General features: G+C 73.8%; 23 protein-coding genes. 12 read left to right on the top strand and 11 right to left on the bottom strand.

Translation table 11 applies throughout. From position 1 onward, the window contains the following. Positions 1–165 precede the first annotated feature (165 nt). Positions 166–732, bottom strand: a complete 567-nt coding sequence (locus NHL53_RS01040; RefSeq protein ID WP_433774259.1) for a GNAT family N-acetyltransferase — start codon at positions 730–732, stop codon at positions 166–168. Positions 733–934: 202 nt separating this feature from the next. Between NHL53_RS01040 and NHL53_RS01045 the strand changes: the two genes are divergently transcribed. Further along, positions 935–1924 (top strand): zinc-dependent alcohol dehydrogenase family protein, encoded by a 990-nt coding sequence (locus NHL53_RS01045; protein ID WP_433774261.1) that lies wholly within the window; start codon positions 935–937, stop codon positions 1922–1924. A gap of 73 nt (positions 1925–1997) precedes the next feature. Here the strand turns inward: NHL53_RS01045 and NHL53_RS01050 are convergent, their stop codons facing one another. Next, positions 1998–2396, bottom strand: a complete 399-nt coding sequence (locus NHL53_RS01050; protein ID WP_433774263.1) for a DUF2809 domain-containing protein — start codon at positions 2394–2396, stop codon at positions 1998–2000. Positions 2397–2687: 291 nt separating this feature from the next. Between NHL53_RS01050 and NHL53_RS01055 the strand changes: the two genes are divergently transcribed. Then, on the top strand, positions 2688–3107 hold the full coding sequence (locus NHL53_RS01055; protein WP_433774264.1) for a DUF1801 domain-containing protein: 420 nt from the start codon (positions 2688–2690) through the stop codon (positions 3105–3107). 547 nt (positions 3108–3654) lie between these two features. On the opposite strand, the gene NHL53_RS01060 is transcribed toward NHL53_RS01055, so the two are convergent. Both NHL53_RS01060 and NHL53_RS01065 read right to left on the bottom strand, forming a co-directional pair. After that, positions 3655–4182, bottom strand: a complete 528-nt coding sequence (locus NHL53_RS01060; protein WP_433774266.1) for a cysteine hydrolase family protein — start codon at positions 4180–4182, stop codon at positions 3655–3657. Continuing rightward, a complete protein-coding gene (locus NHL53_RS01065) occupies positions 4179–5630 on the bottom strand; it encodes a purine-cytosine permease family protein (RefSeq protein ID WP_433774268.1) in 1452 nt (483 codons plus the stop codon). Before NHL53_RS01065 ends, NHL53_RS01060 begins: the two co-directional genes overlap by 4 nt. Before the next feature lie 322 nt (positions 5631–5952). Between NHL53_RS01065 and NHL53_RS01070 the strand changes: the two genes are divergently transcribed. Further along, positions 5953–6489 carry a type 1 glutamine amidotransferase domain-containing protein gene (locus NHL53_RS01070; RefSeq protein WP_433774270.1) on the top strand — a complete coding sequence of 179 codons (537 nt, stop codon included), beginning with the start codon at positions 5953–5955 and terminating at the stop codon, positions 6487–6489. A 59-nt stretch (positions 6490–6548) separates the two neighbouring features. Here NHL53_RS01070 and NHL53_RS01075 read toward each other — a convergent pair whose 3' ends face one another. Next, positions 6549–7934: a glycine--tRNA ligase gene (locus tag NHL53_RS01075; RefSeq protein ID WP_433774272.1), complete on the bottom strand. Its 1386-nt coding sequence runs from the start codon at positions 7932–7934 to the stop codon at positions 6549–6551. A 600-nt stretch (positions 7935–8534) separates the two neighbouring features. On the opposite strand from NHL53_RS01075, the gene NHL53_RS01080 reads away from it, so the two are divergent. The 3 genes from NHL53_RS01080 to NHL53_RS01090 all read left to right on the top strand — a co-directional run bounded on the left by NHL53_RS01080 (position 8535) and on the right by NHL53_RS01090 (position 12422). Further along, a complete protein-coding gene (locus tag NHL53_RS01080; RefSeq protein WP_433774275.1) occupies positions 8535–9347 on the top strand; it encodes an LLM class flavin-dependent oxidoreductase in 813 nt (270 codons plus the stop codon). 304 nt (positions 9348–9651) lie between these two features. Then, complete coding sequence (locus tag NHL53_RS01085; protein ID WP_433774277.1) at positions 9652–10860, top strand: cobalamin-independent methionine synthase II family protein; 1209 nt, start codon at positions 9652–9654, stop codon at positions 10858–10860. A gap of 614 nt (positions 10861–11474) precedes the next feature. After that, positions 11475–12422 (top strand): GmrSD restriction endonuclease domain-containing protein, encoded by a 948-nt coding sequence (locus NHL53_RS01090; RefSeq protein ID WP_433774279.1) that lies wholly within the window; start codon positions 11475–11477, stop codon positions 12420–12422. A 213-nt stretch (positions 12423–12635) separates the two neighbouring features. Here NHL53_RS01090 and NHL53_RS01095 read toward each other — a convergent pair whose 3' ends face one another. Continuing rightward, positions 12636–13430, bottom strand: coding sequence for an ABC transporter ATP-binding protein (locus tag NHL53_RS01095; protein WP_433774281.1), 795 nt, complete (start codon positions 13428–13430; stop codon positions 12636–12638). 21 nt (positions 13431–13451) lie between these two features. Continuing rightward, on the bottom strand, positions 13452–14117 hold the full coding sequence (locus tag NHL53_RS01100) for a FadR/GntR family transcriptional regulator (protein ID WP_433774283.1): 666 nt from the start codon (positions 14115–14117) through the stop codon (positions 13452–13454). 275 nt (positions 14118–14392) lie between these two features. Between NHL53_RS01100 and NHL53_RS01105 the strand changes: the two genes are divergently transcribed. Then, positions 14393–15076, top strand: coding sequence for an alpha-isopropylmalate synthase regulatory domain-containing protein (locus tag NHL53_RS01105; RefSeq protein WP_433774285.1), 684 nt, complete (start codon positions 14393–14395; stop codon positions 15074–15076). Between the two features lie 55 nt (positions 15077–15131). Here the strand turns inward: NHL53_RS01105 and NHL53_RS01110 are convergent, their stop codons facing one another. Beyond that, complete coding sequence (locus NHL53_RS01110) at positions 15132–15530, bottom strand: DUF6069 family protein (RefSeq protein WP_433774287.1); 399 nt, start codon at positions 15528–15530, stop codon at positions 15132–15134. A 251-nt stretch (positions 15531–15781) separates the two neighbouring features. On the opposite strand from NHL53_RS01110, the gene NHL53_RS01115 reads away from it, so the two are divergent. Then, positions 15782–16084 carry a MarR family winged helix-turn-helix transcriptional regulator gene (locus NHL53_RS01115; RefSeq protein ID WP_433774289.1) on the top strand — a complete coding sequence of 101 codons (303 nt, stop codon included), beginning with the start codon at positions 15782–15784 and terminating at the stop codon, positions 16082–16084. Between the two features lie 570 nt (positions 16085–16654). Then, positions 16655–17503: a polyphosphate kinase 2 gene (gene ppk2 / locus NHL53_RS01120; protein WP_433774291.1), complete on the top strand. Its 849-nt coding sequence runs from the start codon at positions 16655–16657 to the stop codon at positions 17501–17503. Positions 17504–17513: 10 nt separating this feature from the next. Here the strand turns inward: ppk2 and NHL53_RS01125 are convergent, their stop codons facing one another. Then, positions 17514–18764 carry an MFS transporter gene (locus NHL53_RS01125; protein WP_433774293.1) on the bottom strand — a complete coding sequence of 417 codons (1251 nt, stop codon included), beginning with the start codon at positions 18762–18764 and terminating at the stop codon, positions 17514–17516. Then, positions 18764–19312, bottom strand: a complete 549-nt coding sequence (locus tag NHL53_RS01130; RefSeq protein ID WP_433774295.1) for an ArsR/SmtB family transcription factor — start codon at positions 19310–19312, stop codon at positions 18764–18766. Before NHL53_RS01130 ends, NHL53_RS01125 begins: the two co-directional genes overlap by 1 nt. Positions 19313–19438: 126 nt before the next feature. Here NHL53_RS01130 and NHL53_RS01135 point away from each other — a divergent pair, with 126 nt between their 5' ends. Continuing rightward, positions 19439–20884, top strand: a complete 1446-nt coding sequence (locus NHL53_RS01135; RefSeq protein WP_433774297.1) for an MFS transporter — start codon at positions 19439–19441, stop codon at positions 20882–20884. Positions 20885–21053: 169 nt separating this feature from the next. Here NHL53_RS01135 and NHL53_RS01140 read toward each other — a convergent pair whose 3' ends face one another. After that, on the bottom strand, positions 21054–21731 hold the full coding sequence (locus NHL53_RS01140; RefSeq protein WP_433774299.1) for a GNAT family N-acetyltransferase: 678 nt from the start codon (positions 21729–21731) through the stop codon (positions 21054–21056). 114 nt (positions 21732–21845) lie between these two features. Here NHL53_RS01140 and NHL53_RS01145 point away from each other — a divergent pair, with 114 nt between their 5' ends. Continuing rightward, positions 21846–22679 carry a methylenetetrahydrofolate reductase gene (locus tag NHL53_RS01145; protein ID WP_433774301.1) on the top strand — a complete coding sequence of 278 codons (834 nt, stop codon included), beginning with the start codon at positions 21846–21848 and terminating at the stop codon, positions 22677–22679. A 731-nt stretch (positions 22680–23410) separates the two neighbouring features. After that, on the top strand, positions 23411–24046 hold the full coding sequence (locus tag NHL53_RS01150) for a Pr6Pr family membrane protein (protein WP_433774303.1): 636 nt from the start codon (positions 23411–23413) through the stop codon (positions 24044–24046). Positions 24047–24110: the final 64 nt, after the last annotated feature.

Below are 24110 nucleotides of genomic sequence, written 5' to 3' on the forward strand. Positions count from 1 at the left end.
GCAGATCGTGGTCGATGGCGCCCTCCGCCATGCCGATCTGATCGGCGCCCTCGCTCCCGAGCGCGGCGACACAGCGTTCGCACCCGTCGATCGAACGCAGGATGTCGAGGATCCGCTCCCGGCATGCGTTCAGGGTACCCGGCGATCGGCGCGCCTTCGAGGAGTTCAGAGCCCCGGGGCCGGCTCGTCCGCCCGGTCCCCCGCGAGCATCGCGAAGACGAGGGTGTCGGTCCATTCGCCCTTGCTCCACCAGTCCTGGCGGAGGTGCGCCTCCTGCCGCATGCCGACGGCCGCGGCGAGCTTCGCCGAGGCGGTGTTGCGGGCGTCCATCTGCGCGACGACCCGATGCACGCGGTGGTGCTCGAACGCGACCCGCAGCACCTCGGCGACCGCCTCGCGCGCGTATCCGCGTCCGCTCTGATCCGGATCCAGCACCCAGCCGATCTCCGCGACGCGACGCTCCACGTCGGTCAGCCAGAGCCCCACGTCGCCCACCGGCTCGCCGTCGTGTTCGATCACCAGGGCGAGCGCGGCGGGGTCGCCGTCGAGGTCGGTCTTCGCCATCCGCTCGGCGAGGCGCCGCTCCGCGTCGCCCTGCTCCCACGGCCCCTCCAGCAGGAACCGCGCCACGTCGGCCCGGCCGTAGACGCGCATGAGCCAGGCGGCATCTCCCTGCGCGTGCGCACGCAGCGTGAGGCGCTCGGTCGTGAGGGGAAGGAGGGGATCGGGCATGGCTTCACGGTAGCGGGGTGCGGACGCCGGACGCGCCGCCGACCGGCTCGCGAACGGGAGGGGGACGAGGACGGCTCGCGAGTGGCGCAGGAACTCGCGAGCGGCGCAGATACTCGGTCCTTTTTCTGCGCCACTCGCGAACATCTGCGCCACTCGCGAGGTGGGCGGCGGGAGGCGGCCCGCCCCCCCTAGGCTCCCCTCGATGAGCCACCCCTCGCGGATGAACGCCGTCGTCGCGGAGCGGCCGGGCGAGCTCGCGGACGTGCTCGCCGTCCGGCGCGTCGAGTTCGGCGGGCCGCTCGCCCCGGGCGAGGTCGAGGTGCGGATGCGGGCGAGCACCGTCAACCCCTCCGACGCCGTCACGGTGTCGGGCGCCTACGCCTCCCGCACGGAGTTCCCGCTCGTGCCGGGATTCGAGGGCGTCGGGCGGATCGAGCGCGTCGGCCCCGGCGTGCCCGCGACCGCCGTGGGGCTCCGCGTGCTGCCGCTCGGATCCGCCGGCGCCTGGCAGGAGGTGCGGCGCATCGCGTGGTCGTGGTGCGTCCCCGTGCCCGCCGACCTGAGCGACGGGGTCGCCTGCTTCGCGTACATCAATCCGCTCACCGCGCTGCTCATGGTGCGGCGACACATCGACGGATCCGCCCAGCACATCGCGATCTCGGCGGCGACGTCGACCATCGCCGGGCACCTCGCCGAGCTGCTGAGCCGCCGGGGCATCCGCCCCATCGGGCTCACCCGCGGCACGCCAGGACGGACGGTGGGCGACCCCTCCCTCTGGGGCGCCGTGGTCGACACGAGCGACCCCTCCTGGCCGGAGCGCGTGCGGGCCGCGACGGGCGGGCGCGGCCTCGATGTCACGTTCGACTGCGTCGGCGGATCCATCGGCGCGACGCTCCTCGACCGGCTCACCCCGAGCGGGACGCCCGTGCACTATGGGCTGCTCTCGGGCGAGCCCCTGCCCCTCGCGCACCTCAGCGGCGAGAGCGCCCGGCGCGTGACGATGTTCCGTCTGCGCGACGTCGTCCACGCCGCCCCGCGCGAGGACCTGCCGGGGCTGCTCCGCCCGGTCTTCGAGCACCTGCGCGCCGGGCGCCTCCGCACCCCGGTGGGCGAGCGGATCCCCCTCACCGCGCTGCCGGACGCGCTGCGGCGAGGCGGGCCGGGGAAGCCGCTCATCGACTGCGGCGCGTGAGGGCTCGGCGAGGAACGCGGCCGGACGCGGCGCGCGAAAAGCGCGCAGAGGCACCCGCGGACGCGCACCCGCCTCACCGGATCGGCGCGTCCTCCTCGCGCCGGCGCCGAGCGCGGCGCAGCGCTCCGTCCACCCCCGCGGCGAGCGCGACTCCCGCCGCGTAGAAGACGAGGTCCGCGGCCGAGAACGTCGTGCCGAACACGAGCAGCAGGGGCGGGAACGCGGATCCCCACTGGGCGGGCAGCGGCGTGAGCTGCAGCAGCTCGACGGCGACGCACCAGGCGAGAGCGACGGATCCGATGGCCCACCACGGCGCCCGCGGCGCGAGGAACGCGACGAGCAGGACGATGAGCACGGCGTAGAGCACGTCGCCCGCCGCGTCGCTCACGACGCTCTCCGGCGCGAGCAGATGCACCGCGAGACCCGCCGCGACCGTGAGGACGGCGGCGAGAGCGAGGACGAGGCGGCGCATCCGAGGATCATAGGCCGCGAAGCCTCGGCTCTCCTCGGGCGGGTGCGCCACCAGCCTCGTCGCCCTCAGGCGGGCCGGGCCTGCGGGCGGCGGCGCGGCCGGGAGCACCGCCGGCGCCCGGCCGTGGGATGCACGACGACGCCAGAGTTCGCCCCGCCGGCCCGACACGCCGCGGTCGCGCCCCGCCCACGTGAGAATCGGTGTCGTCCTGCATCGGGTCCTCCCGGCTGCCCGGAGGCCGCACCCCCAGGCACCATCCGCTGGCCGCGCCCGACGTGGCATGCTCGTCGCATGGAGCCCACCGGAGGAGACCTCGACGCGTTCCTCGAGAAGGTCGCGCCCGCCCGTCGTCGCGACGACGCCCGGCGGCTCGTCGCCCTCTTCCGCGAGGCGACGGGCGAGGATCCCGTGCTGTGGGGATCCATCGTCGGGTTCGGCAGCTATCACTACCGCTACGCGTCCGGACGCGAGGGCGACGGCCCCGCGGCCGCGTTCGCGCCCCGGCGACAGGCGAGCACCGTCTACCTCTCGGACGGCGTCGGCGCGCACGAGGAGGATCTCGCCCGGCTCGGGCCGCACACGACGGGCGTCGGCTGCCTCTACCTGAAGGATCTCGCGCAGATCGACCTCGACGTGCTCGCTCGCATCGTGCGCCGCTCGCACGCCGCGCTCACCGCCGGGGTGTTCGGCGACCGGGCGCGCGACGCCTGAGGCCCGGCGCCTGCTCGGCGCCAGCCCGCCGTGCACGACGACGCCAGAATCCGCGCCAAACGCCCGACACGCCGCCTCGACGTGCCCCTCACCCGGAAAAACGGCGTCGTCATGCACGGGGCCGCGCGGCGCCCCCACGCCCGGTACCCCACCCCGCGCTCGACCCGGCGCCCCGGCGTCTGCACTCAGCCTCTCCGCCCTCGCCGACCCTGCCCCGCTCGGCGCCAGCCCGCCGTGCACGACGACGCCAGAATCCGCACCAAACGCCCGATACCCCGCTCCGACGAGCCACCCACCCGAAAAATGGCGTCGTCATGCACCGAGCCGCGCGACGCCCTTACACGCTCGACCCAGCGCCCCGCGGCGTCCGCGCTCAGTCTCCCCGCCCGCGCCGTCCTCGCCCCGCACGCTCGGATCGGCGCCCCGCGGCGCGGCGGCGCACAGGCGCACGGCCCCACCCCGTCACAGACCGCAGCGCGGGGCGCACCTCGCCCGGCTCACCGCACCCCCACTCGGCCGCCCCGGGCCCCGGCGCCGGGGACGCCCCTCACCGCACGGTGATCTGCGGCGCGTAGAGGCCCATGATCCGCAGGGCGGCGGCGTGGTTCTGCGGGTCGGACCCCGCGCAGCCGGCGGCGTCGACCACGACGCGGGCCCCGTCGTCGGCCGCCGCGAGCGCCGTCGAGATCACGCAGCAGTCGGTCGCGGCGCCGGTCAGCACCGCGCGCCCGCCGGTGATCGACCGCAGCGCCGGGCCCCACTTGCCGAAGGTCGGCAGGTCGAGCGTCGGGTGCGGGCTGAGGCCCCTCGCCTCCGGCACGAGCTCGTACAGCGGATCCGCCGGCTCCACGTCGGCGAACGGCCAGGCGCGGAAGTAGTCGCCCCACGACGTGCCGCGGTCGGCCGTGGGCAGCCAGCGCGTCACGACCACCCGGTCGCCGAACGCGGGCGCGATCTCGCGGATCCGCTCCATCGCCCGCCCGAAGCCCGGCGCGGCCCAGTCGGACGCGGGATCCGCGAAGATCCGCTGCGGGTCGACGACGACCAGCCACGCGCCGTCGGGCGCGAGGGTCATCGCCCCTCCTGCCGGCGGATCCGCCCCGCCCGCGCGAACCAGGTCACGGCGAACGACAGCACCAGCGCGAAGATCACGCCGAGGTTCGCGGGCGCCCACCCGCCGTCCTTCCCGCCGATGAGGAACAGCAGGTAGCCCTGCCAGTTGTTCCACGCCGTCGCCTCGTCCCACGCGAAGCCGTTGATGACGAATCCCCAGCCGATGATCGAGGCGACGGCCATCGTGCCGATCGACACGAGATCCCAGGATCCGTACCGGCCCTTCGGATCGAACAGCGCCTCCTCGTCGTACGCGTCGCGGCGGCGCAGGATGTCGGCGATGAGGATCCCCGCCCACGAGGCGAGGGGCACGCCCAGCGTGATGAGGAAGCTCTGGAACGGGTTGATGAAGTTCGTCGCGAAGAACACGACCGCGATCGTGCCGGCCGCGAGGATCGCGCCGTCGATCGCGGCCGCCGCGGGCCGGGGGATGCGGATCCCGAAGCTCAGCAGCGTGAGCCCCGAGGAGTAGATGCCGTTCACGGCGCCCGACACGAGCGCGAGGATCGCGGTGAGCAGGAACGGCACGAGCAGCCACGTCGGGAGGATCGCGGCGAGCGCGCCGACCGGATCCTCGGAGACGGCCGCGTGCAGCTCGTCGTCAGAGGCGGCGAGCAGCAGCCCGACCACGACGAGGATGACGGGCGCGAGCGCCCCGCCGATCGTGTTCCAGGCGACGATCGACCCGTCGCTCGCCGTGCGCTTCTGGTAGCGCGACCAGTCGGCGGCGATGTTGATCCAGCCGAGCCCGAACCCGGTCATCACCATGACGAGCGCGCCGATCGTCTGCGCGAGGGTGCCGTCCGGCACGGCGACGACCGCCGCCCAGTCGACCTCGCCGACCGCGAACGCCACGTAGACGATGGTGACGACGCCGGTCACCCAGGTGAGGATCGACTGCAGCCGCATGATCGTGTGATAGCCGAGCACCGACGCGGTGACGATGAGCGCCGCGACCAGCACCGTCGCGATGAGCTTCGTCGCGGTGCCGCTCGACCAGCCGAGCCGGGTGAACACCGTGGCGGTCGCGAGCACGGCGGTGATCGCGAGGAACGTCTCCCAGCCGATCGACGTGAGCCACGACACGATGCCGGGCACCTTCTGCCCGTGCACTCCGAACGCGGCTCGCGAGAGGAGCATCGTGGGGGCGGATCCGCGCTTGCCCGCGATCGCGATGAGCCCGCAGAGGAGGAAGGACGCGACGATGCCGACGACGGAGACGAGCGTCGCCTGCCAGAAGGAGATGCCGAAGTCGAGCACCCAGGATCCGTAGCTCATGCCGAACACCGAGATGTTCGCGGCGAACCACGGCCAGAACAGGTCGCGGGGCTTCGCGGTGCGCCGGTCGTCGGAGATGATCTCGATGCCGGTGCGCTCGATGAGGCGGCCGGGCGTCGGGTCGGTGGTCATGGTGCTCCTCACGCGAGGGGATTCCCTTATGGTCGATTAGACCATATGCGGGGTCGCGGCGCGCCGGTGTGCCGGACGCCCGGGTTCGGAGCGCGCGAGGGGTCGCATGCCCGGCTGCCGGGGCGGTGCGGCGCAAGGGATGCCTCGCCACACCCCCTCATCCCCCGCGAAACGATGCTTCCCGGCGACCCGGCAGAGCCGGCGGCCCCACCTCGATGCCGGGATCGGAGCGCGCGGCGTTCCTCTCACGGCGAACGCGACGCGGTCCGGACGTGAGAGGCGTACGGTGGGGCATCCACATCCCCGACGAAAGGAGTTCCGCATGACGAACCTCACCGGCACGCGCGTGGCCTTCCTCCTCACGAACGACTTCGAGGACAGCGAGCTCACCGACCCCTGGGAGGCCCTGACCGACGCCGGGGCGAGCCCCGAGCTCGTCTCGCCCACCGCGGGCACCGTGACGGGGAAGAAGGGGCACACCCAGCAGGTGGATCTCTCGACCGCGGCCGCCGACGCCGCCGACTTCGACGCCCTGGTGCTCCCCGGAGGCGTGGGCAACGCCGACGCGCTGCGCCTGGACCGAGACGCGGTCGCCTTCGTGCGCGCCTTCTTCGATCAGGAGAAGCCCGTCTCCGTCATCTGCCACGGCGCGTGGATCCTCGCCGACGCCGACGTGCTCGCGGGCCGCACCCTCACGAGCTTCCCGAGTCTCCGGACGGACCTCGTCAACGCCGGGGCGACCTGGGTGGACCAGGAGGTCGTGATCGACCGCGGCCTCGTCTCGAGTCGCACGCCCGACGACCTCCCGGCGTTCGACACCCGGACGATCGAGGAGATCGGCAGGGCGCGAGCCGTCTGACGCGGACACGCGAGAGGCCCGCGGGATCCGGAAGATCCCGCGGGCCTCGTGCGTCTCGATCAGGCGCCGCGCAGGCGCTCGGCGAGGTAGGCGTGGAGCCCGTCAAGGGGCACGCGCTCCTGCGACATCGTGTCGCGGTCCCGCACCGTGACCGCGTCGTCGTCGAGGCTGTCGAAGTCGACCGTGACGCACAGCGGCGTGCCGACCTCGTCCTGGCGGCGATAGCGGCGGCCGATGGCGCCGGCGTCGTCGAAGTCGACGTTCCAGGATCCGCGGAGCTCCTCCGCGACGCGACGCGCGAGGGGCGAGAGCCGCTCGTTGCGGCTGAGCGGCAGCACCGCGACCTTGACGGGCGCGAGACGCGGGTCGAGCTTCAGCACCGTGCGGGTGTCGGTGCCGCCCTTGGCGTTCGGCACCTCCTCCTCGGTGTACGCGTCGACGAGGAACGCCATCATCGACCGGGTGAGGCCGAACGACGGCTCGATCACGTAGGGCACGTACTTCTCGCCCGACGCCTGGTCGAAGAAGGAGAGGTTCGCGCCCGAGTTCTCGATGTGGTTCGACAGGTCGAAGTCGGTGCGGTTGGCGACGCCCATCAGCTCGCCCCAGCCCTTGCCGGCGAACCCGAAGTCGTACTCGAAGTCGATCGTGCGGTCGCTGTAGTGCGCGCGCTCGTCCTCGGGAACGTCGAAGCGGCGCATGTTGTCGGGGTTCACGCCGAGGTCGACGAACCAGTTCCAGCAGGCCTCGACCCAGTGGTCGAACCACTCGGACGCCTCCGCCGGCGGCACGAAGAACTCGATCTCCATCTGCTCGAACTCGCGCGTGCGGAAGATGAAGTTGCCGGGGGTGATCTCGTTGCGGAACGCCTTTCCCACCTGGCCGATGCCGAACGGCGGCTTCTTGCGGGCGGCCGTCACGACGTTCGCGAAGTTCACGAAGATGCCCTGCGCGGTCTCGGGGCGCAGGTAGTGCAAGCCCGACTCGTCGTCGACGACGCCGAGGTAGCTCTTCACGAGGCCCGAGAACGAGCGCGGCTCGGTCCACTTCCCGCGTGTGCCGCAGTCGGGGCACGCGATCTCGGCGAGGCCGCCCTCGGGCTCGCGGCCCTTCTTCTCGACGAACGCCTCGATGAGGTGGTCCTCGCGGTGGCGCTTGTGGCACTGCAGGCACTCGACGAGCGGATCCGTGAACGTCGCGACGTGGCCCGACGCCTTCCAGACGGCGCTGGGCAGGATGATCGAGCTGTCGAGGCCCACCATGTCGCCGCGGCCGCGCACGAACGTCTGCCACCACTGGCGGCGGATGTTCTCCTTGAGCTCGGTGCCGAGGGGGCCGTAGTCCCAGGCGGAACGGGATCCGCCGTAGATCTCACCCGCTTGGAAGACGAACCCGCGGTGGCGGGCGAGGGCGATCACCTTGTCGAGGCGGGACTGTTCGGCCACGGTGGCTCCTATGGTCGGATTCTGCAGGAGAGGGCGCGCGCAGCGCAGTCGGGATCGGGGATCCGGACGACAGCGAGTCTAGCCCTCGCCCCCTGCACGCGAGCGGTGCGGGGGCGGGTTCGAGGCGAGCCTCCGCGGCGACGAGCGCCGGTGCCGGGGTGGGGCGCGGGGAGCTCTCGACGGCGGGGCGCGGGCGAGCTCGCGAGTGGCGCAGGAACTCGCGAGCGGCGCAGATATTCGGTCGGATTTCTGCGCCACTCGCGAAAGTCTGCGCCACTCGCGAGCAGAGAGCAGCGCGCAGCGAGGGAGGGGGGCGGCCACGACCGCGGCTCCGACCGCGCCGCGGAAGCGCAGATTCGCGGCTCCCGGATCCGCCCCCTCGCCTCCTCGCGGGGCCGCGGATCGCCCCGAGTCGCAGAAACGCACTCGCCAGGCGCCCGGATCCATCCGTTTCTCAGACCCGGAACCGCGCCGCTCGCGGGGGTCCGCGCGCGACGCGGCCGTGCTCTCGAGCGGCGGCTGCCGTCGTGGATCCGGTCGCGCTCCGCGGAGCCGCAGACGCCCCTCCCGCACGCCCCGCGCACCTGGCACGATGGCCGCATGAGCGAGAACGCGACGCGCCCGACGGTGGGCGTCACCTTCCGACCGCAATCGCCTCCGGAGGACCTGCGCGAGATCGTACGCGCCGTCGAGGATGCCCGCGCCGCCGAGCTGTGGCTGTGGGAGGACTGCTTCCTCGAGGGCGGCCTCTCGACCGCGGCCGCGGCCCTCGCGTGGTCCGAGCATCTGCGTGTGGGCCTCGGCCTGATGCCCGTTCCGCTGCGCAACCCCGCCCTGGCCGCGATGGAGATCGCGACGCTCGAGCGGATCGCCCCCGGTCGGATCCTGCCCGGCTTCGGGCACGGCGTGCTCGACTGGATGGGGCAGATCGGCGCGCGGGTCGCGTCGCCCCTCACCCTCCTCCGCGAGCACGTCACGGCGGTGCGCGCGCTGCTCGCGGGCGAGCGCGTCACGACCGAGGGGCGCTACGTGACGCTCCGCGACGTGGCCCTCGACTGGCCGCCGCCGGCCGCGCCCGAGCTGCTCATCGGAGGAGCGCGGCCGAAGACCCTGCGCCTCGCGGGAGAGATCGGCGACGGCGTGATCCTCGACTCGACCATGTCGATCGACGCGCTGCCCGCCGCCCGCGCGGCCGTCGACGAGGGGCGCGCGGCGGCCGGACGGCCCGGTCGTTCCCGCGTCGTGGTCTACGCCGAGGTCGACACGCAGCAGGACGCCCTCGCGGCGCGCATCGAGGATCGCGTCGGTGCCCTCGCCGAGGCCGGAGCCGACGCCGTCGTGCTGCACGGCACGGGGGCCCACCCGGATCCCCGTCCCCACCTCGACGCGCTGCCCGACTGGGCGCGCCGCTGACGGGATCCGCGGGGATCGCGGGGAGAGCGGATGCGCATCGCCGCCTGGATCCGCCCGTCCCGAGATCTCCGCGGGATCAGGCCCCAGGTTCGTGGGATCCGCGCCCATCCTGCCCTCGCGGGCGGCGCAGACTTTCGCGAGTGGCGCAGATATCCGGTCGGATCTCTGCGCCGCTCGCGAGTTCCTGCGCCACTCGCGAGGGAGCCATTCGCGAGGGACGAGTCCGGATTTCGACCCGCGCGCCGCCCCGCGGTAGCTTTCGAGGACCGGGCGCCCGCGCCCGCCCCACACCACGAGGAGCAGCATGACCACCATCGAGACGACGACCGCCGGCAGCCTGCCGCGCACCCGGGCCCTCATCGAGGCGAACGCGGCGCGCGCATTCGAGGACGACGGGTTCACCCTCACGACCACCCCCGAGTACGAGGCGCTCGTCTCCGAGGCCGTGCGCGACGTCGTCGAGCGCCAGCGCGAGCTCGGCATCACCCAGCCGGGCGACGGCGAGTTCGGCAAGGCCATGTCGAACGCGGTCGACTACGGCGCCTGGTGGGGCTACTCGTTCCAGCGCGTGAACGGCCTCTCGCTCACCGAGGTGAACGCGTTCAACGAGCCGCCGCGTCGCTCCGAGCCGGGACGCATCCAGCTCACGTCGTTCCTCGACCGCCGCGACCGCCAGATCTTCCACGACGCCTACTACGACCCCGAGAGCGGCATCGCGACGGGGAAGAACGCGACGGCGTTCCCGACCACGACCGGGCCGATCAGCTACCGCGGCCAGCAGCAGATCGCCGACGACGTGCGGCACCTCTCCGGCGCCCTCCGCGACGGCGAGAGCGGCTTCCTCACCGCGATCGCCCCCGGATCCGCCGCCCGCGTGCGCAACGAGTTCTACGCCACCGAGAACGAGCACATCTGGGCGTGGGTCGAGGCGCTGCGCGAGGAGTACCGCGCCGTGACCGACGCCGGCCTCGTGCTGCAGCTCGACGACCCGTCGCTCGCGGAGAACTGGGATCAGATCAACCCCGAGCCGGCCGTCGAGGACTACGCGGCGTTCACGCAGATCCGCATCGACGCGATCAACGACGCGATCGCGGGGCTGCCGAAGGAGCAGGTGCGCCTGCACCTGTGCTGGGGATCCTGGCACGGCCCGCACACGACCGACATCGAGCTGAAGCACATCCTGAAGACGGTGCTCGGGGCGAACGTCGGGCAGATCTCGTTCGAGGCGGCGAACGCCCGCCACGAGCACGAGTGGGCCGTGTGGGAGGAGAACAAGGACCTCATCCCCGACGACCTCGTGCTCGTTCCCGGTGTCGTCGGGCACTCGACGAACCTCGTGGAGCACCCGGAGCTCGTCGCCCAGCGCATCGAGCGCTTCGCGAAGATCGTGGGCCCCGACCGCGTCATCGCCGCGACCGACTGCGGCCTCGGCGGCCGCGTGCACGAGCAGATCGCGTGGGCGAAGGTCGGCGCACTCGGCGAGGGCGCGCGCCTCGCCGCCGCCCGCGTCTGACGCGAGAACCGGATCCCCCGTCGCGCACCCCGCGGCGGGGGATCCTGTCGTGAGCGGGGCGGGCGATCCCGTGGATCCCGCCCGCTGGCCCCGCGCGCACTCGGCGCAGCGCACCACCCGCGAGCGGTACAGGTCCGAGGGCGGCGCACCACTCGCGAGCGGCGCAGGAACTCGCGAGCGGCGCAGATATTCGGTCGCATTTCCGCGCCACTCGCGAAAGTCTGCGCCACTCGCGAGCCCGGGGTCCCGCTCATTCGGTCGGCGCACCGCGCACCCTGCCGAAACCGCGGAGAACACCCACTCAGCGGATCGCTGCCGGGGATCCCGTCCGCCGACCCCGCGGACTCCGCCCGATCTGCGCAGCGCACAACCGCGAGCGGCGCAGGTCCGAGGGCGGCGGCCCACCACCCGCGAGTGGCGCAGGAACTCGCGAGAGGCGCAGATATTCGGTCGCATTTCCGCGCCACTCGCGAAAGTCTGCGCCACTCGCGAGCCCGGGGGACGCGAGCCCGGGGAACGCGAGCCGCCGCATCGCACGCCGCCCCGCGCTCGGCTCCTGCGGATCCCACCTGCGGCAGACTGGGGAGGTTGCCCGCGTCGAGGAGAGGGAGCCCGTGGCGAAGCAGGTCGAGAGGCGCGAGGCGCTGCGCCGCCCCGTGACGTGGGTGCTGCTCGCCGTGCTGATCGTCGCGGTCGCGGTGAGCGCGGGCGTCCTCGCGGACGACGCGCCGCGCCCGTTCCCGCAGGCCGCCGAGGGAACGGCCCTGCACGTCGCGCAGGACCTCGACGTCAAGGGCCGCGCGCCGCGGACGGGCTACTCCCGCGACGAGTTCGGAGCCGGGTGGGTCGACGTCGACCGCAACGGGTGCGACACCCGCAACGACGTGCTGAACCGCGACCTCGACCGCGCCGTCCACCGCGACGGCACGCACGGCTGCGTCGTGGAGAGCGGCGTCCTCGCGGATCCCTTCAGCGGATCCGCGATCTCCTTCACCCGCGGCGAGGGCACGTCGAGCATGGTGCAGATCGACCATGTCGTCGCCCTGAGCGACGCGTGGCAGAAGGGCGCCCAGGGCTGGACAACCGAGAAGCGCACGGCCTTCGCGAACGACCCGCTGAACCTCCTCGCCGTCGACGGCCCGCTCAACGCGCAGAAGGGCGACGGTGACGCCGCCACCTGGCTGCCGCCGAACGGCGCCTTCCGCTGCCCCTACGTCGCCCGCCAGGTGGCGGTCAAGGCGACCTACGACGTGTGGGTCACCGAGGCCGAGCTCGACGCGATGGTGCGCGTGCTGTCGGAGTGCCCCGACGAGCCGCTGCCCGACGGCTCCGCTCCCGTCTCGCTGAGCGGGGATGCGGGTGGGACGGCGGGCGGCGGGTCCGAGCCCACGGTTCCCGGCGGCGGGGATCCGGGCAACGACCCGTCGGACGGCTCGGATCCCGTGGAGCCGTTCGCGAACTGCGCGGCCGCGCGCGACGCCGGCGCCGCGCCGGTGCGCCGCGGCGATCCCGGCTACGGCCCGCACCTCGACGGCGACGGAGACGGCATCGCCTGCGAGTGAGGCTCCTCGGTCTGGCCCCGGCCGGTGCACGACGACGCCAGAATCCGCGACGCCACCCCTGACACCCGGCGCGCCGGACCGCTGACCTGAGAAATGACGTCGTCGTGCACGAGGCCCCGACGGCACCGCCCCGACGCCAGCCCCGCACCGCACCTCACGGCCGGCCGTCCGCACCGCACCAGGATCCGCGGCCGGGCGGATCCTGGTGCCGCGTCAGCGCCTGCGGCGCACGGCGCGGGCCTGCCAGCGGCCGTCGTGCTCCGAGATCGCGATCGGGGAGGAGAAGCAGGCGGTGACGTGCTCGGTCGTGAGCACCTCGCGCGCCGGGCCGGCCGCGTGCACGCGGCCGCCGCGCACGAGCATCGCGTGGGTCGTCGTCGCCGGCAGCTCCTCCAGGTGGTGCGTGACGAGGATCGTCGCGAGACGCGGCTGCACCGCGTGCAGGTCGTCGAGCGTGGCGAGGAGCTGCTCGCGCGCCGCGACGTCCAGGCCGGTCGACGGCTCGTCGAGCAGCAGGAGCGGCGGTCCCGGCAGCAGCGCGCGGGCGATGAGCGCCCGCCCGCGCTCGCCCTGCGACATCGTCGGCCAGGTGGCGGCCTCGAGATCGCCGAGGCCGAGCACGTCGATGAGCTCGTCGGCGCGGCGGAGCGTCTCGGCGTCGGGACGCCAGCGGGGGACGAGCTCGATGGATCCCGTCGCTCCCGTCAGCACGACCTGTCGCACCGTGAGGGGCGATGAGATCGGATGCCGGGGATCCACGTGCCCGATCGAACGCCGCAGATCGCGCACGTCCACGCGGCCGAGCCGGTGGCCCAGCACCCGCACGACGCCGCGGGTGGGGTGGTTCATCGCGCCGCAGAGGCTGAGGATCGTGCTCTTCCCGGCGCCGTTCGGACCGATGAGCGCCCAGTGCTCTCCGGGTTCGACGGCGAGGTCGATGCCCGTGAGGATGTCGCGTCCCTGGCGCACGAAGTCGACGTGGTCGAGCTGCAGGACGGTCGTGTTCATGTGCTCCTCCGTTCGTCGCCGTCAGACGAGCGGGGCCTTCATCGCACCGAGGTGCTCGCGGGCGAGCGACGCGGCCGAGGCGCCGTCGTGCGCGCGGATCGCCTCGACGATGCGCGCGTGCGCCTCCTGGTCGGCCTCGCCCCCGTGCGCTCCGCGCAGCCGCAGCATGTCGATCATCGCGAGGCGGCTGCGCGGGGTGACGCCGTCGAACAGCTCGAGGAGCACGGCGTTCTGCGACGCGACCACGACGGCGCGGTGGAAGGCGATGTCGGCGTCGACATGCGGCTCGAGATCCGTCTCGAGCGCCCGGGCGTCGAGAGCGCGGCGGATGGCGCGCAGCTGCGCGGGCGAGCGGCGCTCGGCGGCGAGCGCCGTCGCCTCGACCTCGATCGCGATCCGCGCCTCGATCACCGAGACGATGTCGGCCCGGCGCAGCACGCTCTCCCAGTCGTCGGGGGCGTCGAGCGCCGTGACGAACACCCCGGCGCCCTGCCGTGAGGCCAGGACGCCGCGGCCGGCGAGCTGGCGGATCGCCTCGCGCACCGTCGAGCGTCCGACCCCGAGCTGCGGGGCGAGGGTGGTCTCCCCCGGAAGGCGCCCTCCGAGAGGCCACTCTCCGGAGCGGATGCGGGCGAGGAGCTGCTCGGCGGCCTGATCGGCGAGCGGCGCCCTGTGGAGCTGCGGCATGCGCTCATCCTGCCACATCACCCCCACAACACCTCAGCTTGTCTGAGGAGTTGTGCTGGCGTTCCCGCATGCTCTCCCCCGCGCTCCTCCTTCTCCGCCACGACGGGGCCTGATCCGACCGGCTCCTCGTCGTGGCGACGGGACCCGCCGGTCGCCCCCTCGACCGAAGGAGAAGACGATGACCGCGCCCCGCCCCGAGACGCCCCCGCCTCCGCGCGCCCGCCGACCCCGTTCCGGGCGACGCCCCGTCGTGGAACCGGCAGCGGACATCCCAGATGCCCTCCCACCGCTACCGGGACGTGTTCTCCCGGGTCGACGTGCCGCCGATCGACCGCACCTGGCCCGACAGGCGCCTCGTCTCCGCGCCCCTGTGGGTCCCCGTCGACCTCCGCGACGGCAACCAGGCGCTCGCCGACGCGCACGGCGGGGAGCTGAGCGCCGCGCAGCTCGCGGAGGCGTTCGAGCGGACCTACCTCGCGGACCCCTCCGCCGCGCGGAGCATCGAACTGGTCGGGTTCGCGGCCGCCGAGGACGAGGTCACGGTGCGCCTGCGCGCGGACGGCGAGACGCGCGCCTTCCGCTCTCCCGGCGCCGGCCCGGTCGAGGCGCTCGTGGACGCCCTCGCGCGGTGCGGGGTGCGCATCGAGATCGCGAGCCTGCACCAGACGAGCGTCGGAGCCGGCGAGGACGCCGACGCCCTCACGCTGCTCGAGGCTCGGGTCGACGGCGGCCCCGCGTCGTGGACGGCGGGACGGGATCGCGCGGTGCTCGCGGCCAGCCTCGCGGCGGTGATGGCCGCGGTGCCGAGGGCGCGCGCTCGCGAGGGCGACCCCGGGGAGGGCGACCCGCGCGGGGCGGCCGGGCGCCGCGACGGCCGACCCGCCTCGCGGGAGGGCTCCGCGCCGGCCGACTTCACCTCGCCCCGCCTCGCCTCGCGGGAGGGCGCCACGCCGAGCTGATCGCCCACCTCGCGCACGTCCGCCTCACCTCGCGCGAGCGCGCCGGGGCGCCCCCTCAGACGCGCCGCGCGCCGGCGGGCCGCACCGCGACGAACCACGCGATCGCGGCGATGACGTGCATCGGCGCGAGCCAGAACGCCGCCGGCGCGCCGATGACGACGAACGGCGAGGCGGCGGTCAGGAGGGCGACGACCAGTCCGACCCACGGCGCGATGCGCGCGAGGGGCGGCGAGGCGTGCCCGACCAGCCACGTGATGACCCCGGCGACGGCGATGGCGCCGAACGTCGCGGCCGGCGGCATCACCGGGGAGATCGGGGATCCGCCGACCTCCAGCACCGCGCCCGAGGCGACCGCGAGGCCGAACAGGGCGAGGTTGACGGCGGCGGCGATCAGGGCGACGAGAAGCAGCCGCACCAGGGGGAACGGCGCCGTCGCGGCGGGACGAGAGCTCATCGGGGGCCTCCATGCTCAGCGGATCGGCCGAGCACCGCCCGGCTCCCGCGGAAAACCGAGCACCGCCCGGCTCCCGCGGAAAATTAGTTGAGTAGTCAATCGTTGACAACCCCTATCATGGGGATGTGAGCCCCACCGAGCAGCAGGACCCCACGGGCGACGAGGCGCGCGAGCTCGCCCTCCTCGTCATCCGCGTCGGCTAGCAGGCGCGCGCCGAGTTCGTCCAGGCGAGCGACGAGGTCGACCTGCCCGTGCCGCTGCGGCGCGTGCTCCTGCTGCTGGATCGCCCCCGCCCGATGCGCGAGATCGCCGCGCAGCTCGCCTGCGATCCGTCCTACATCACCGGTCTCGCCGACCAGCTCGAGGGGCGCGGTCTCGCCCGCCGCACCGCGGGATCGGACCGCCGCGTGAAGCTCCTGGCCGCCACCGACGCGGGCACCGCGATCCGCCACGAGTTGGCCGCCGCCGTCGCGCGACGCGCGTTCGGACGCCAGCTGTCGCCCGACGAGCGCGGCGTCCTGCGTGACCTGCTGACGCGCCTGCGCGACGGGTGAGGGCGCCCCGGGGCCGCCGAACCGTAGCCCCAAGCCCTTCCCACGCCCGGCGAACTCGAGAAATGCCACCGGCGCCCCGAGTGAGGGGCGTCACGCTCTGCCCGCAGCACGGGCACCCGGACCGTGTCTCGATTCGGACGGGAAAGCGGATCCGGATCCCGCACAACGTGAGACACGGACAGAGCACCCGGCGAACCGTGTCTCACGAAGCGCCGAAAAGCCCGCCCGTTACTCACCACTCGTGAGACATGCCGCGGTCTGGCAGCGCAACCGACCCTGTCCCCACGACCACCCCACGGCCAGCCAGCGCCCCGTGCACGACGACGCCAGAATCCGGGCGGCGAGGCCCCGACCCCGGCGCGCCGCGCCCCACCGCCGGGAAATGGCGTCGTCGTGCATCGGGACACCCGCGCACCGCCCCGCGCACCGCCCCGCGCACCGCCCCGCGCACCGCCCCGACGACGCGACATCTCGCTCCCGCCCGCAGGCCCCGCCACTCCTGCGACACCATCCCTCCCTGTCGCCCGCCGGCCCCTTCCCCCGCACCCCGCCTCGCCCTAGGCTTCCCGCATGTCGAAGACGGACAAGGTCGCTCCCGGATCCCCTCCCCCGCTGAAGAAGAAGGCGTACGAGAAGGAGCTGCGCCGCCTGCAGGCGGAGCTCGTCGCGATGCAGCAGTGGGTCATCGCCCGCGGCGAGCGCATCTGCATCCTCTTCGAGGGGCGCGACGCGGCGGGCAAGGGCTCGGCGATCGCCCGCATCACGCAGTACCTCAACCCCCGGCACGCCCGCGTCGTCGCCCTGCCCGCGCCGACGGATCGCGAGAAGTCGCAGTGGTACTTCCAGCGCTACGTGTCGCACCTGCCGGCCGCGGGCGAGATCGTGATCTTCGACCGCTCCTGGTACAACCGGGCGGGCGTCGAGCGCGTGATGGGGTTCTGCACCGACCAGCAGTACCACCGCTTCCTCCAGCAGGCTCCCGCATTCGAGCGGATGCTGGTCGACGACGGGATCCGCCTCGTCAAGTACTGGTTCTCCGTCTCGGACGAGGAGCAGGAGGCGCGGTTCCGCTCGCGCGCGGCGGATCCGATGCGGCGCTGGAAGCTCTCCCCGATGGACGTCGAGTCGATCACGCGGTGGGAGGACTACTCCCGCGCGAAGGACGCGATGTTCGCGGCGACCGACCTGCCAGGGTCGCGGTGGGTGACGGTCGAGAGCGAGGACAAGAAGCGGTCGCGGATCAACGTCATCCACGATCTGCTCGGGCGCGTGCCGTGGGAGCGGGTGGAGCCGGATCCCATCGAGATCCCGCCGCGCCCCGCCGCCCGCGACGCCGCCTACGAGCGCCCCGACCGCAGCGGGCTGATCTACGCCGACGACGTGGCGGTCGCCCTCGAGCGGGGGCGGGAGACGGAGTAGCAGTCGCCGCTCACCGCTCCCGCCCCGGCTCCCGCAGCGCGATGCCGCGCACCGTGGGGTTGCGCAGCGGCAGCAGCATGAGGAGGGCCAGCGCGCCGCCGAAGATCGCGAACGGCGCCCAGAGCGGCAGCACCTGGGCGAGGACGCCGAAGAGCGCCATCGACAGGGGCATGAGGCAGTCGTCGCCCAGGCGCGTGATCGACGACATGCGGCCGAGATGGTCGGGCGCGACGGTCGCGGCGAACGTCGCGCTGAGCAGCACCGAGGCGAAGCCCGCCGTGAGGCCGATGACGAGGCACCCCGCCCCGACGCCCGCGGGCGATCCGGTGCCGAGCAGCACGATCCCGCCGCCCTGCGCGACGAGGGCGCAGAACCCGCCGACGGCCTCGCGGCGCGGGCGCCAGCGCATCACGACGAGCGCGCCGATCATCGCGCCGCCGCCCACGAGCGCCTCGCAGATGCCCACAGCGCCGGCGCCCCAGCCCTGCGCCGTCGCCTGCAGCGCGATGCCGATCGCCGTCGCCGGCCCGACCGCGAGGTTGAGCCCCGACAGCGACAGCACGAGCGCGCGCGTCGCCGGCGTGCGGCGCAGGTGGGAGAACCCCTCGGCGACGTCGCGGATCACGGGAGCGGATCGCGCGCTGCGCGGCAGGAGGATCCGCGGCCTCAGCCAGATGGCGAGGAACGCGATGACGATCGCGTAGGTCACGGCGTTCAGCGACGCGCTGCCCGGCATGCCGAACGCCGCGACGAGGAAGCCGCCCGCCGCCGCGCCGCCCATCGTGCCGAGGCGCGTGAGGGTCTGCGCGAGCGCGGAGTACGACGGCAGATCCGCGGGGCGGACGAGCTGGCGCGGCATGGTCGCGGCGGCGGGCTCGAAGATCGCGTCGCAGATGCCGAACGCGGCCGTCGCGACGAGCAGCACCGCGATCGACGGCGGCGCGCCGAGGAACCACGCCGCGGTCGCGACGAGCACCCCGGCCCGGATCGCGTTGACGACGATCATCGTCCGGCGCGCGTTCCCGCGGTCGGCGAGCGCGCCGCCGACGAGCAGCACGAGGGCCCGCGGCACGGTCCCCGCGGCGACGACGAGGCCCGCGACGGCGGGAGAGGCGATCTGCACGGCGGTCCACGCGACGGCGATCGTCCACACCGTGTCGCCCGCATCGGAGAGCGCCTTCACGGCGAGCCACGCGTGCACGAGGCGGTCGCGGCGGAACGGCGGCGGGGTGCGCAGCTCCCGCGTCTCGACGGCGGCCATCACGCCTCCGTCGGGAAGCCGTGCGCGAAGAACGCCACGGGCACGCGGGGCGCCCCGTCCCCCGCGTCGATGCCGCCGCGCCAGTCGCTCAGCACCTCCTGGATCCGCCGCGACAGGTCGGAGAGCTCCTCCGGCGTCGCCCACGCGAGCGCGTCGATGCTGAACGCGTCGTACTCCGCGTAGGCCGGATCGTCGCGCGTGCGCAGCCAGCCGCGCAGGCGGTCGAGCTGCGCGCGGACGTTGTGCCGCTCGGCCTCGCGGGCGAGCAGCGCGTCGGCCGGGGAGTCGGCGAAGTCGTCCGCCGACCAGCTGAAGCCCTCGCGCGCGAGCCGCCACCAGCTCGTGCGGCGGTCGCCGTCGGGATCCGCGACCCGCTCCACGACTCCGGCGCGCTCGAGCATGCGCAGGTGGTGGCTGATGCTGCCCACCTGCGCGTCGAGGCGGCGGGCGAGGGCCGTGACCCGCGTCGCGCCGTGCAGCAGCAGGACGTCGACGATGCGGCGCCGGAGCGGGTGGTGCACCGCGGTGATGACGGAGATGTCTTCCATGCTCGCCACACTATGGCCGGATCGCGATATCGACAAGAGTTCTTGTATACCGCGGGATCATGCGGCTCTCGCTCCCGAGGGGCTCCCTCGGCCTGCGGTGTCGGAGCCCTCCGATAGCCTGCCGGGGTGAGGGATGACGCGAGCGGACCGAGGAGACGGCTCACGCGACGCGCTCCCGGATGGGCGATCGTCGCCGCCCTCGCGTTCGCGGGCCTCAGCTCGGCGTTCATGTTCACGCTCGTCGTGCCGCTGCAGAGCGAGCTGCCCGCCCTGCTCGACGCCTCCCGCGAGGACACCACCTGGGTCGTCACCATCACGCTGCTCGTGGCGGCCGTCGCGACGCCCATCTCGGGGCGCCTCGGCGACATGTACGGCAAGCGGCGCGTGATCCTCGTGCTGCTCGTCGCGCTGGTCGCCGGATCCCTCGTGGCCGCGCTGTCGGGATCCATCGCGGGCATCATCGTCGGGCGGGGCCTGCAGGGTCTCACCACCGGGGTCATCCCGCTCGGCATCGCCGTCATGCGGGATGTGCTCCCGCCCGCGCGGCTCGGCACGGCCGTCGCGCTGATGAGCGCGACCATGGGCGTCGGCGGCGCGATCGGCATGCCGTTCGCGGCATACATCGCCGAGCACGCCGACTGGCACGCGCTCTTCTGGCTGGCCGCCGGGCTCGGCGTGCTCGGGTTCGCCGCCATCGCGCTCGTCGTGCCGGAGGACACCCTGCTCGCGCCCGGCCGCCTCGACCTGCTCGGCGTGCTCGGGCTGGCGGCGGGGCTCACAGGGCTGCTGCTCTACGTGTCGCGCGGCGCGGAATGGGGCTGGGCGTCGCCGCTCGCGCTGACGGCTCTCGTCGGCGGGCTCGCCGTGCTCGCGGCGTGGGGCGTCCACCAGCTGCGCACGAGGGATCCGCTCGTCGACATGCGCGTCGCCGCCCGCCCCGCCGTGCTGCTGACGAACCTCGCGGCGATCGGCATGGGCTTCGCGCTGTTCGGCTCGAACGTGACGTTCCCCCAGCTGCTCGAGCTGCCGGCCGAGACGGGCCACGGCTTCGGGCTGACGATGATCGAGGCGGCGCTGTGCATCATGCCCGCCGGCCTCATCATGATGCTGCTCTCGCCGCTGTCCGGCTGGCTGGAGCGCGTGTTCGGCCCGCGCCCGCTGTTCACGATCGGCGCCGCCGCCATCGTCGTCGCCTACGTGTTCGTGCTGCTGCTGTCGACCGAGGTGTGGCACATCGTCGTCGCCAACGCGATCATCGGCATCGGCATCGCGTTCTCGTTCGCCGCCATGCCGATGATCATCATGCGGTCGGTCCCCGCGCACGAGACGGGCGTCTCGAACGGCCTCAACGCCCTCTTCCGCTCCGTCGGCACCTCGAGCGCCTCCGCGGTCATGGGCGGCGTGCTCGCCGCGATGAGCGTCGTCGAGAGCGACCGCGCCCTGCCGACGCGCGAGGCGTTCACGACCTGCTTCTGGATCGCGATCGCCGCGGCCGTCGTCGCCACCGCGCTCACCCTGTTCATCCCGAAGGGGCCGTCATCCGAGCCGCGGCCGAGCACCCCGACGGCGTGAGCGGCGGATCCTGACGCGCGGCCGGCAGCCCTGCCCGCTCAGCAGCCCGCGCGCCCCGCCGCCCTGCGCGCTCGTGGTGGGTCCGCCGAAAACGCCGCCCGCACGACGCGACACACGACGGTCCCCGGCGACGCGGGATCCCGGCGGCGGGCGCGCCCGCCGGCAGGCCCTACTTCGTGAAGAGGTAGCCGCGCGCGGCGTCGAAGCCCGCGATGGTGAGGCCGCGGCCGAGCAGCACCGCCATCTCGCGGCGCACGCGCATGCGCCACTCGTAGGCCTCGCGCGGGTTCTCCTCGCGCAGCGCCTCGACGTTCTCGGGGATCGCGAGGGTCTCGACGATCTCGTCGCCGGTCGGCGGGGTCGCGAGATCCGCGAGCGCCCACTTCACGTCGAGGCGGTCGCTCTCGTCGCCCGCGTCGCCTCCGCCGAAGATGCCGTACTGGTTCACCGCGTAGCCCGTGACGCGCGCGCCGAGCACCGTCAGGAAGAAGTGCGCGTTGCGCGCCACGAGCGGATCGAAGGTCCAGGTGACGTTGCCGACGCCGCGGCTCAGCGCCCACGTGCGCTGGTGGTCCTTGAGCTCGCGCCCCCACCCGCGGCCGCGGAACTCGGGCAGCAGCGCCGTGATGTGCGAGTGCATGGAGCGCGAGTTCGGCGGTCCGAAGAACGCGATCGAGGCGCCGACCATGCGCCCCTCGTCGAACAGGCCCACGGCGTAGTTGCCCGACTGCTGCAGGGCCCGCAGCGTACCGGCGTCGACGACCCGCTCGGGGCCACGGATGGCGTCGAGCACCCCCTGCGCCTCGAGGATCAGTTCGACGGTGTCCAGATCGCGGATCTCACGCATGCCCCTCAGCCTAGACGCGCGGGCGCCTCCGTCGTGCGCGGCGCTCGGATCCGGACGGCTCCCCAGGCGCGACGGATATCGTCGATGCTCTCCGCGCCCGACAGAAGGATCCGCATGCCCTCCCTGCCTCTGCTCGCCGACTTCTCCCTCGAGATGACGGGTCGCGACGCCCCCGCCCTGGCGGACGCGCGCGGGGCGCTCCCCGCCGGGACCCGCGTGAACATCACGTTCCTCGGCAGCGAGGACCACGACACCCGCATCCGCGCGGCGCGCGCCGTCGTCGACGTGGGGCTGACACCCGTGGCGCACATCGCCGCCAGGCGCCTCGCCTCGGAGGGCGAGCTGGAGCGCCTCCTCGCCGACCTGCAACGGATCGGAGCGTCGGAGCGGGTGTTCGTCGTCGGCGGCGACCCCGCGACCCCCGCCGGCCCCTATGCGAGCGCGCTCGAGGTCATCGAGTCGGGACTCCTCGAGGCGCACGGCGTCGCGGAGGCGGGGATCGCGGGATACCCCGACGGGCACCCCGACATCGCCGACGACGCGCTGCGCTCCGCGCTGGCCGAGAAGCTCGCGGCGGCGAGCGCCCGCGGCCTCGCGCCCGTCGTCGTCACCCAGTTCGGCTTCGACGCCGACCGGGTCGCCACATGGATCCGCCGGACCCGCGCGGACGGGGTGAGCGCCCCGATCCGGGTCGGCGTCGCGGGGCCGACGAACGTCGCCCGGCTCGTGCGGTACGCGCGGCGCTTCGGCATCGGCCAGAACGCGATGATCGTGCGCAAGTACGGGTTCTCCCTCGCGAACCTCGTGGGCCAGGCGGGTCCGGAGCGCTTCCTCGACGACCTCGCCCGCGCGCTCGATCACGACGGATCCGCCCGCGACATCGCCCTGCACGTCTACGCGTTCGGCGGCCTCGCCGACACGGCGCGCTGGGCCGCGCGGCACCGGTAGGCGCCGTTCCGTCGGAGATCCGGCAGACCACCCGCCCCCGGACCCCGGGATCCCACGGGCCCCACCGCGGCCGCTGACCGATCTCCGACATCACAGCTTCGGCGCCACGACCGCCGACGCGCCCATCCACCGTCGGCACGACACGTCGCCGCCCCGGCCGTTCCGTCGGAGATCCCACCGGTGGTCTGCCGGCGTCCCCGGGATCCTGCGGGCGACGTCGCGGCCGCTGACCGATCTTCGACACAACGGCCCCGACGATGCCACCACCGACGCCCTCGACCATCCACCATCGTCACGGCTGTTCGCCACCTGCCTCCCGGATCCCGGGCCCTCTCCGCCGTTCCGTCGGAGACCCTGCCGACCACCCGCCCCAGGCCCCGGGATCCCAGGGGCGCCGCCCCGACCGAGGAAGAATCTCCGGCACAACAGCCCCGACGACACGACCGCCGATGCACCCCATCCACCCGCGGCACGACACCGCGACCCCGACCGTTCCGTCGGAGATCCGGCCGACCACCCCGGGATCCCACGGGCCCCGCCCCGACCACAGGTCCATCTCCGGCACAACAGCCGCGGTGCCGCACCGCCCCTGCCGCCGGGCACCCCTCCCCGGGCCCACCGGATCCGCGCACGCATGCCGCCGCAGCGCGCCCGAGGCCTGCGGACGCGCGCCCTGCCGGCCGACTCTCGTAGACTCGCCCGCGTCCGCGATGATCGGGAGGCCCTGCACGGTGACGGCACGCACGCTCTTCGGGCTGACGCGGTTCGCGGCTGCTCTGCTGTGCGCCGTCTCGCTCGTGCACCGTCTCTTCTGGGGCCTCAGCTCGCAGACGATCGCCGGCCAGAACTTCTTCGCCTACCTGACGATCCAGTCGAACATCGCCTTCGTCGCCGTCGCTCTCACGGGCGGGATCGTCGCGCTGCGGCGACCCGAGGATCCCGGATGGCTCACGGGGATCCGCACGATCGTGCTGAGCTGGACGATCACGGCGGGGCTCGTGTTCGCCCTGCTCGTCTGGCAGGCAGGGCTGCGGGGGATCCCCATGACGGTGCCCTGGTCGGATCACGTCCTGCACTTCGCGCTGCCCGCGCTCACGATCGTCGGGTGGATCGTCGGGCCGGGCCGGCGCGCGGCGCGCTGGAGCCTCATCCCGGGCGTGCTCGCCTTCCCCGTCGTGTGGGGGCTGTTCACGATGTGGCGGGGATCGCGGATCGGGTGGTATCCGTACTACTTCCTCGACCTGCGCCAGGTCAGCGGGATCCCCGAGTTCCTCGCAACGGTCGCGTTCGCCCTCGCGGTGTTCGCGGGCGTCGCGGCCGCCCTCATCGCGCTGAGCCGCTGGCGGCAGACCGCGCCGGCGACCTGACCCCGGGACCGCTCGCGCACGCGATCCCGGAACCCCGTGTCTCGCAGATGGCGGGTTCGGGGCG

It is taken from the genome of Microbacterium sp. gxy059, from assembly GCF_050958665.1.
In the GTDB taxonomy this organism is placed as follows: Bacteria; Actinomycetota; Actinomycetes; order Actinomycetales; family Microbacteriaceae; genus Microbacterium.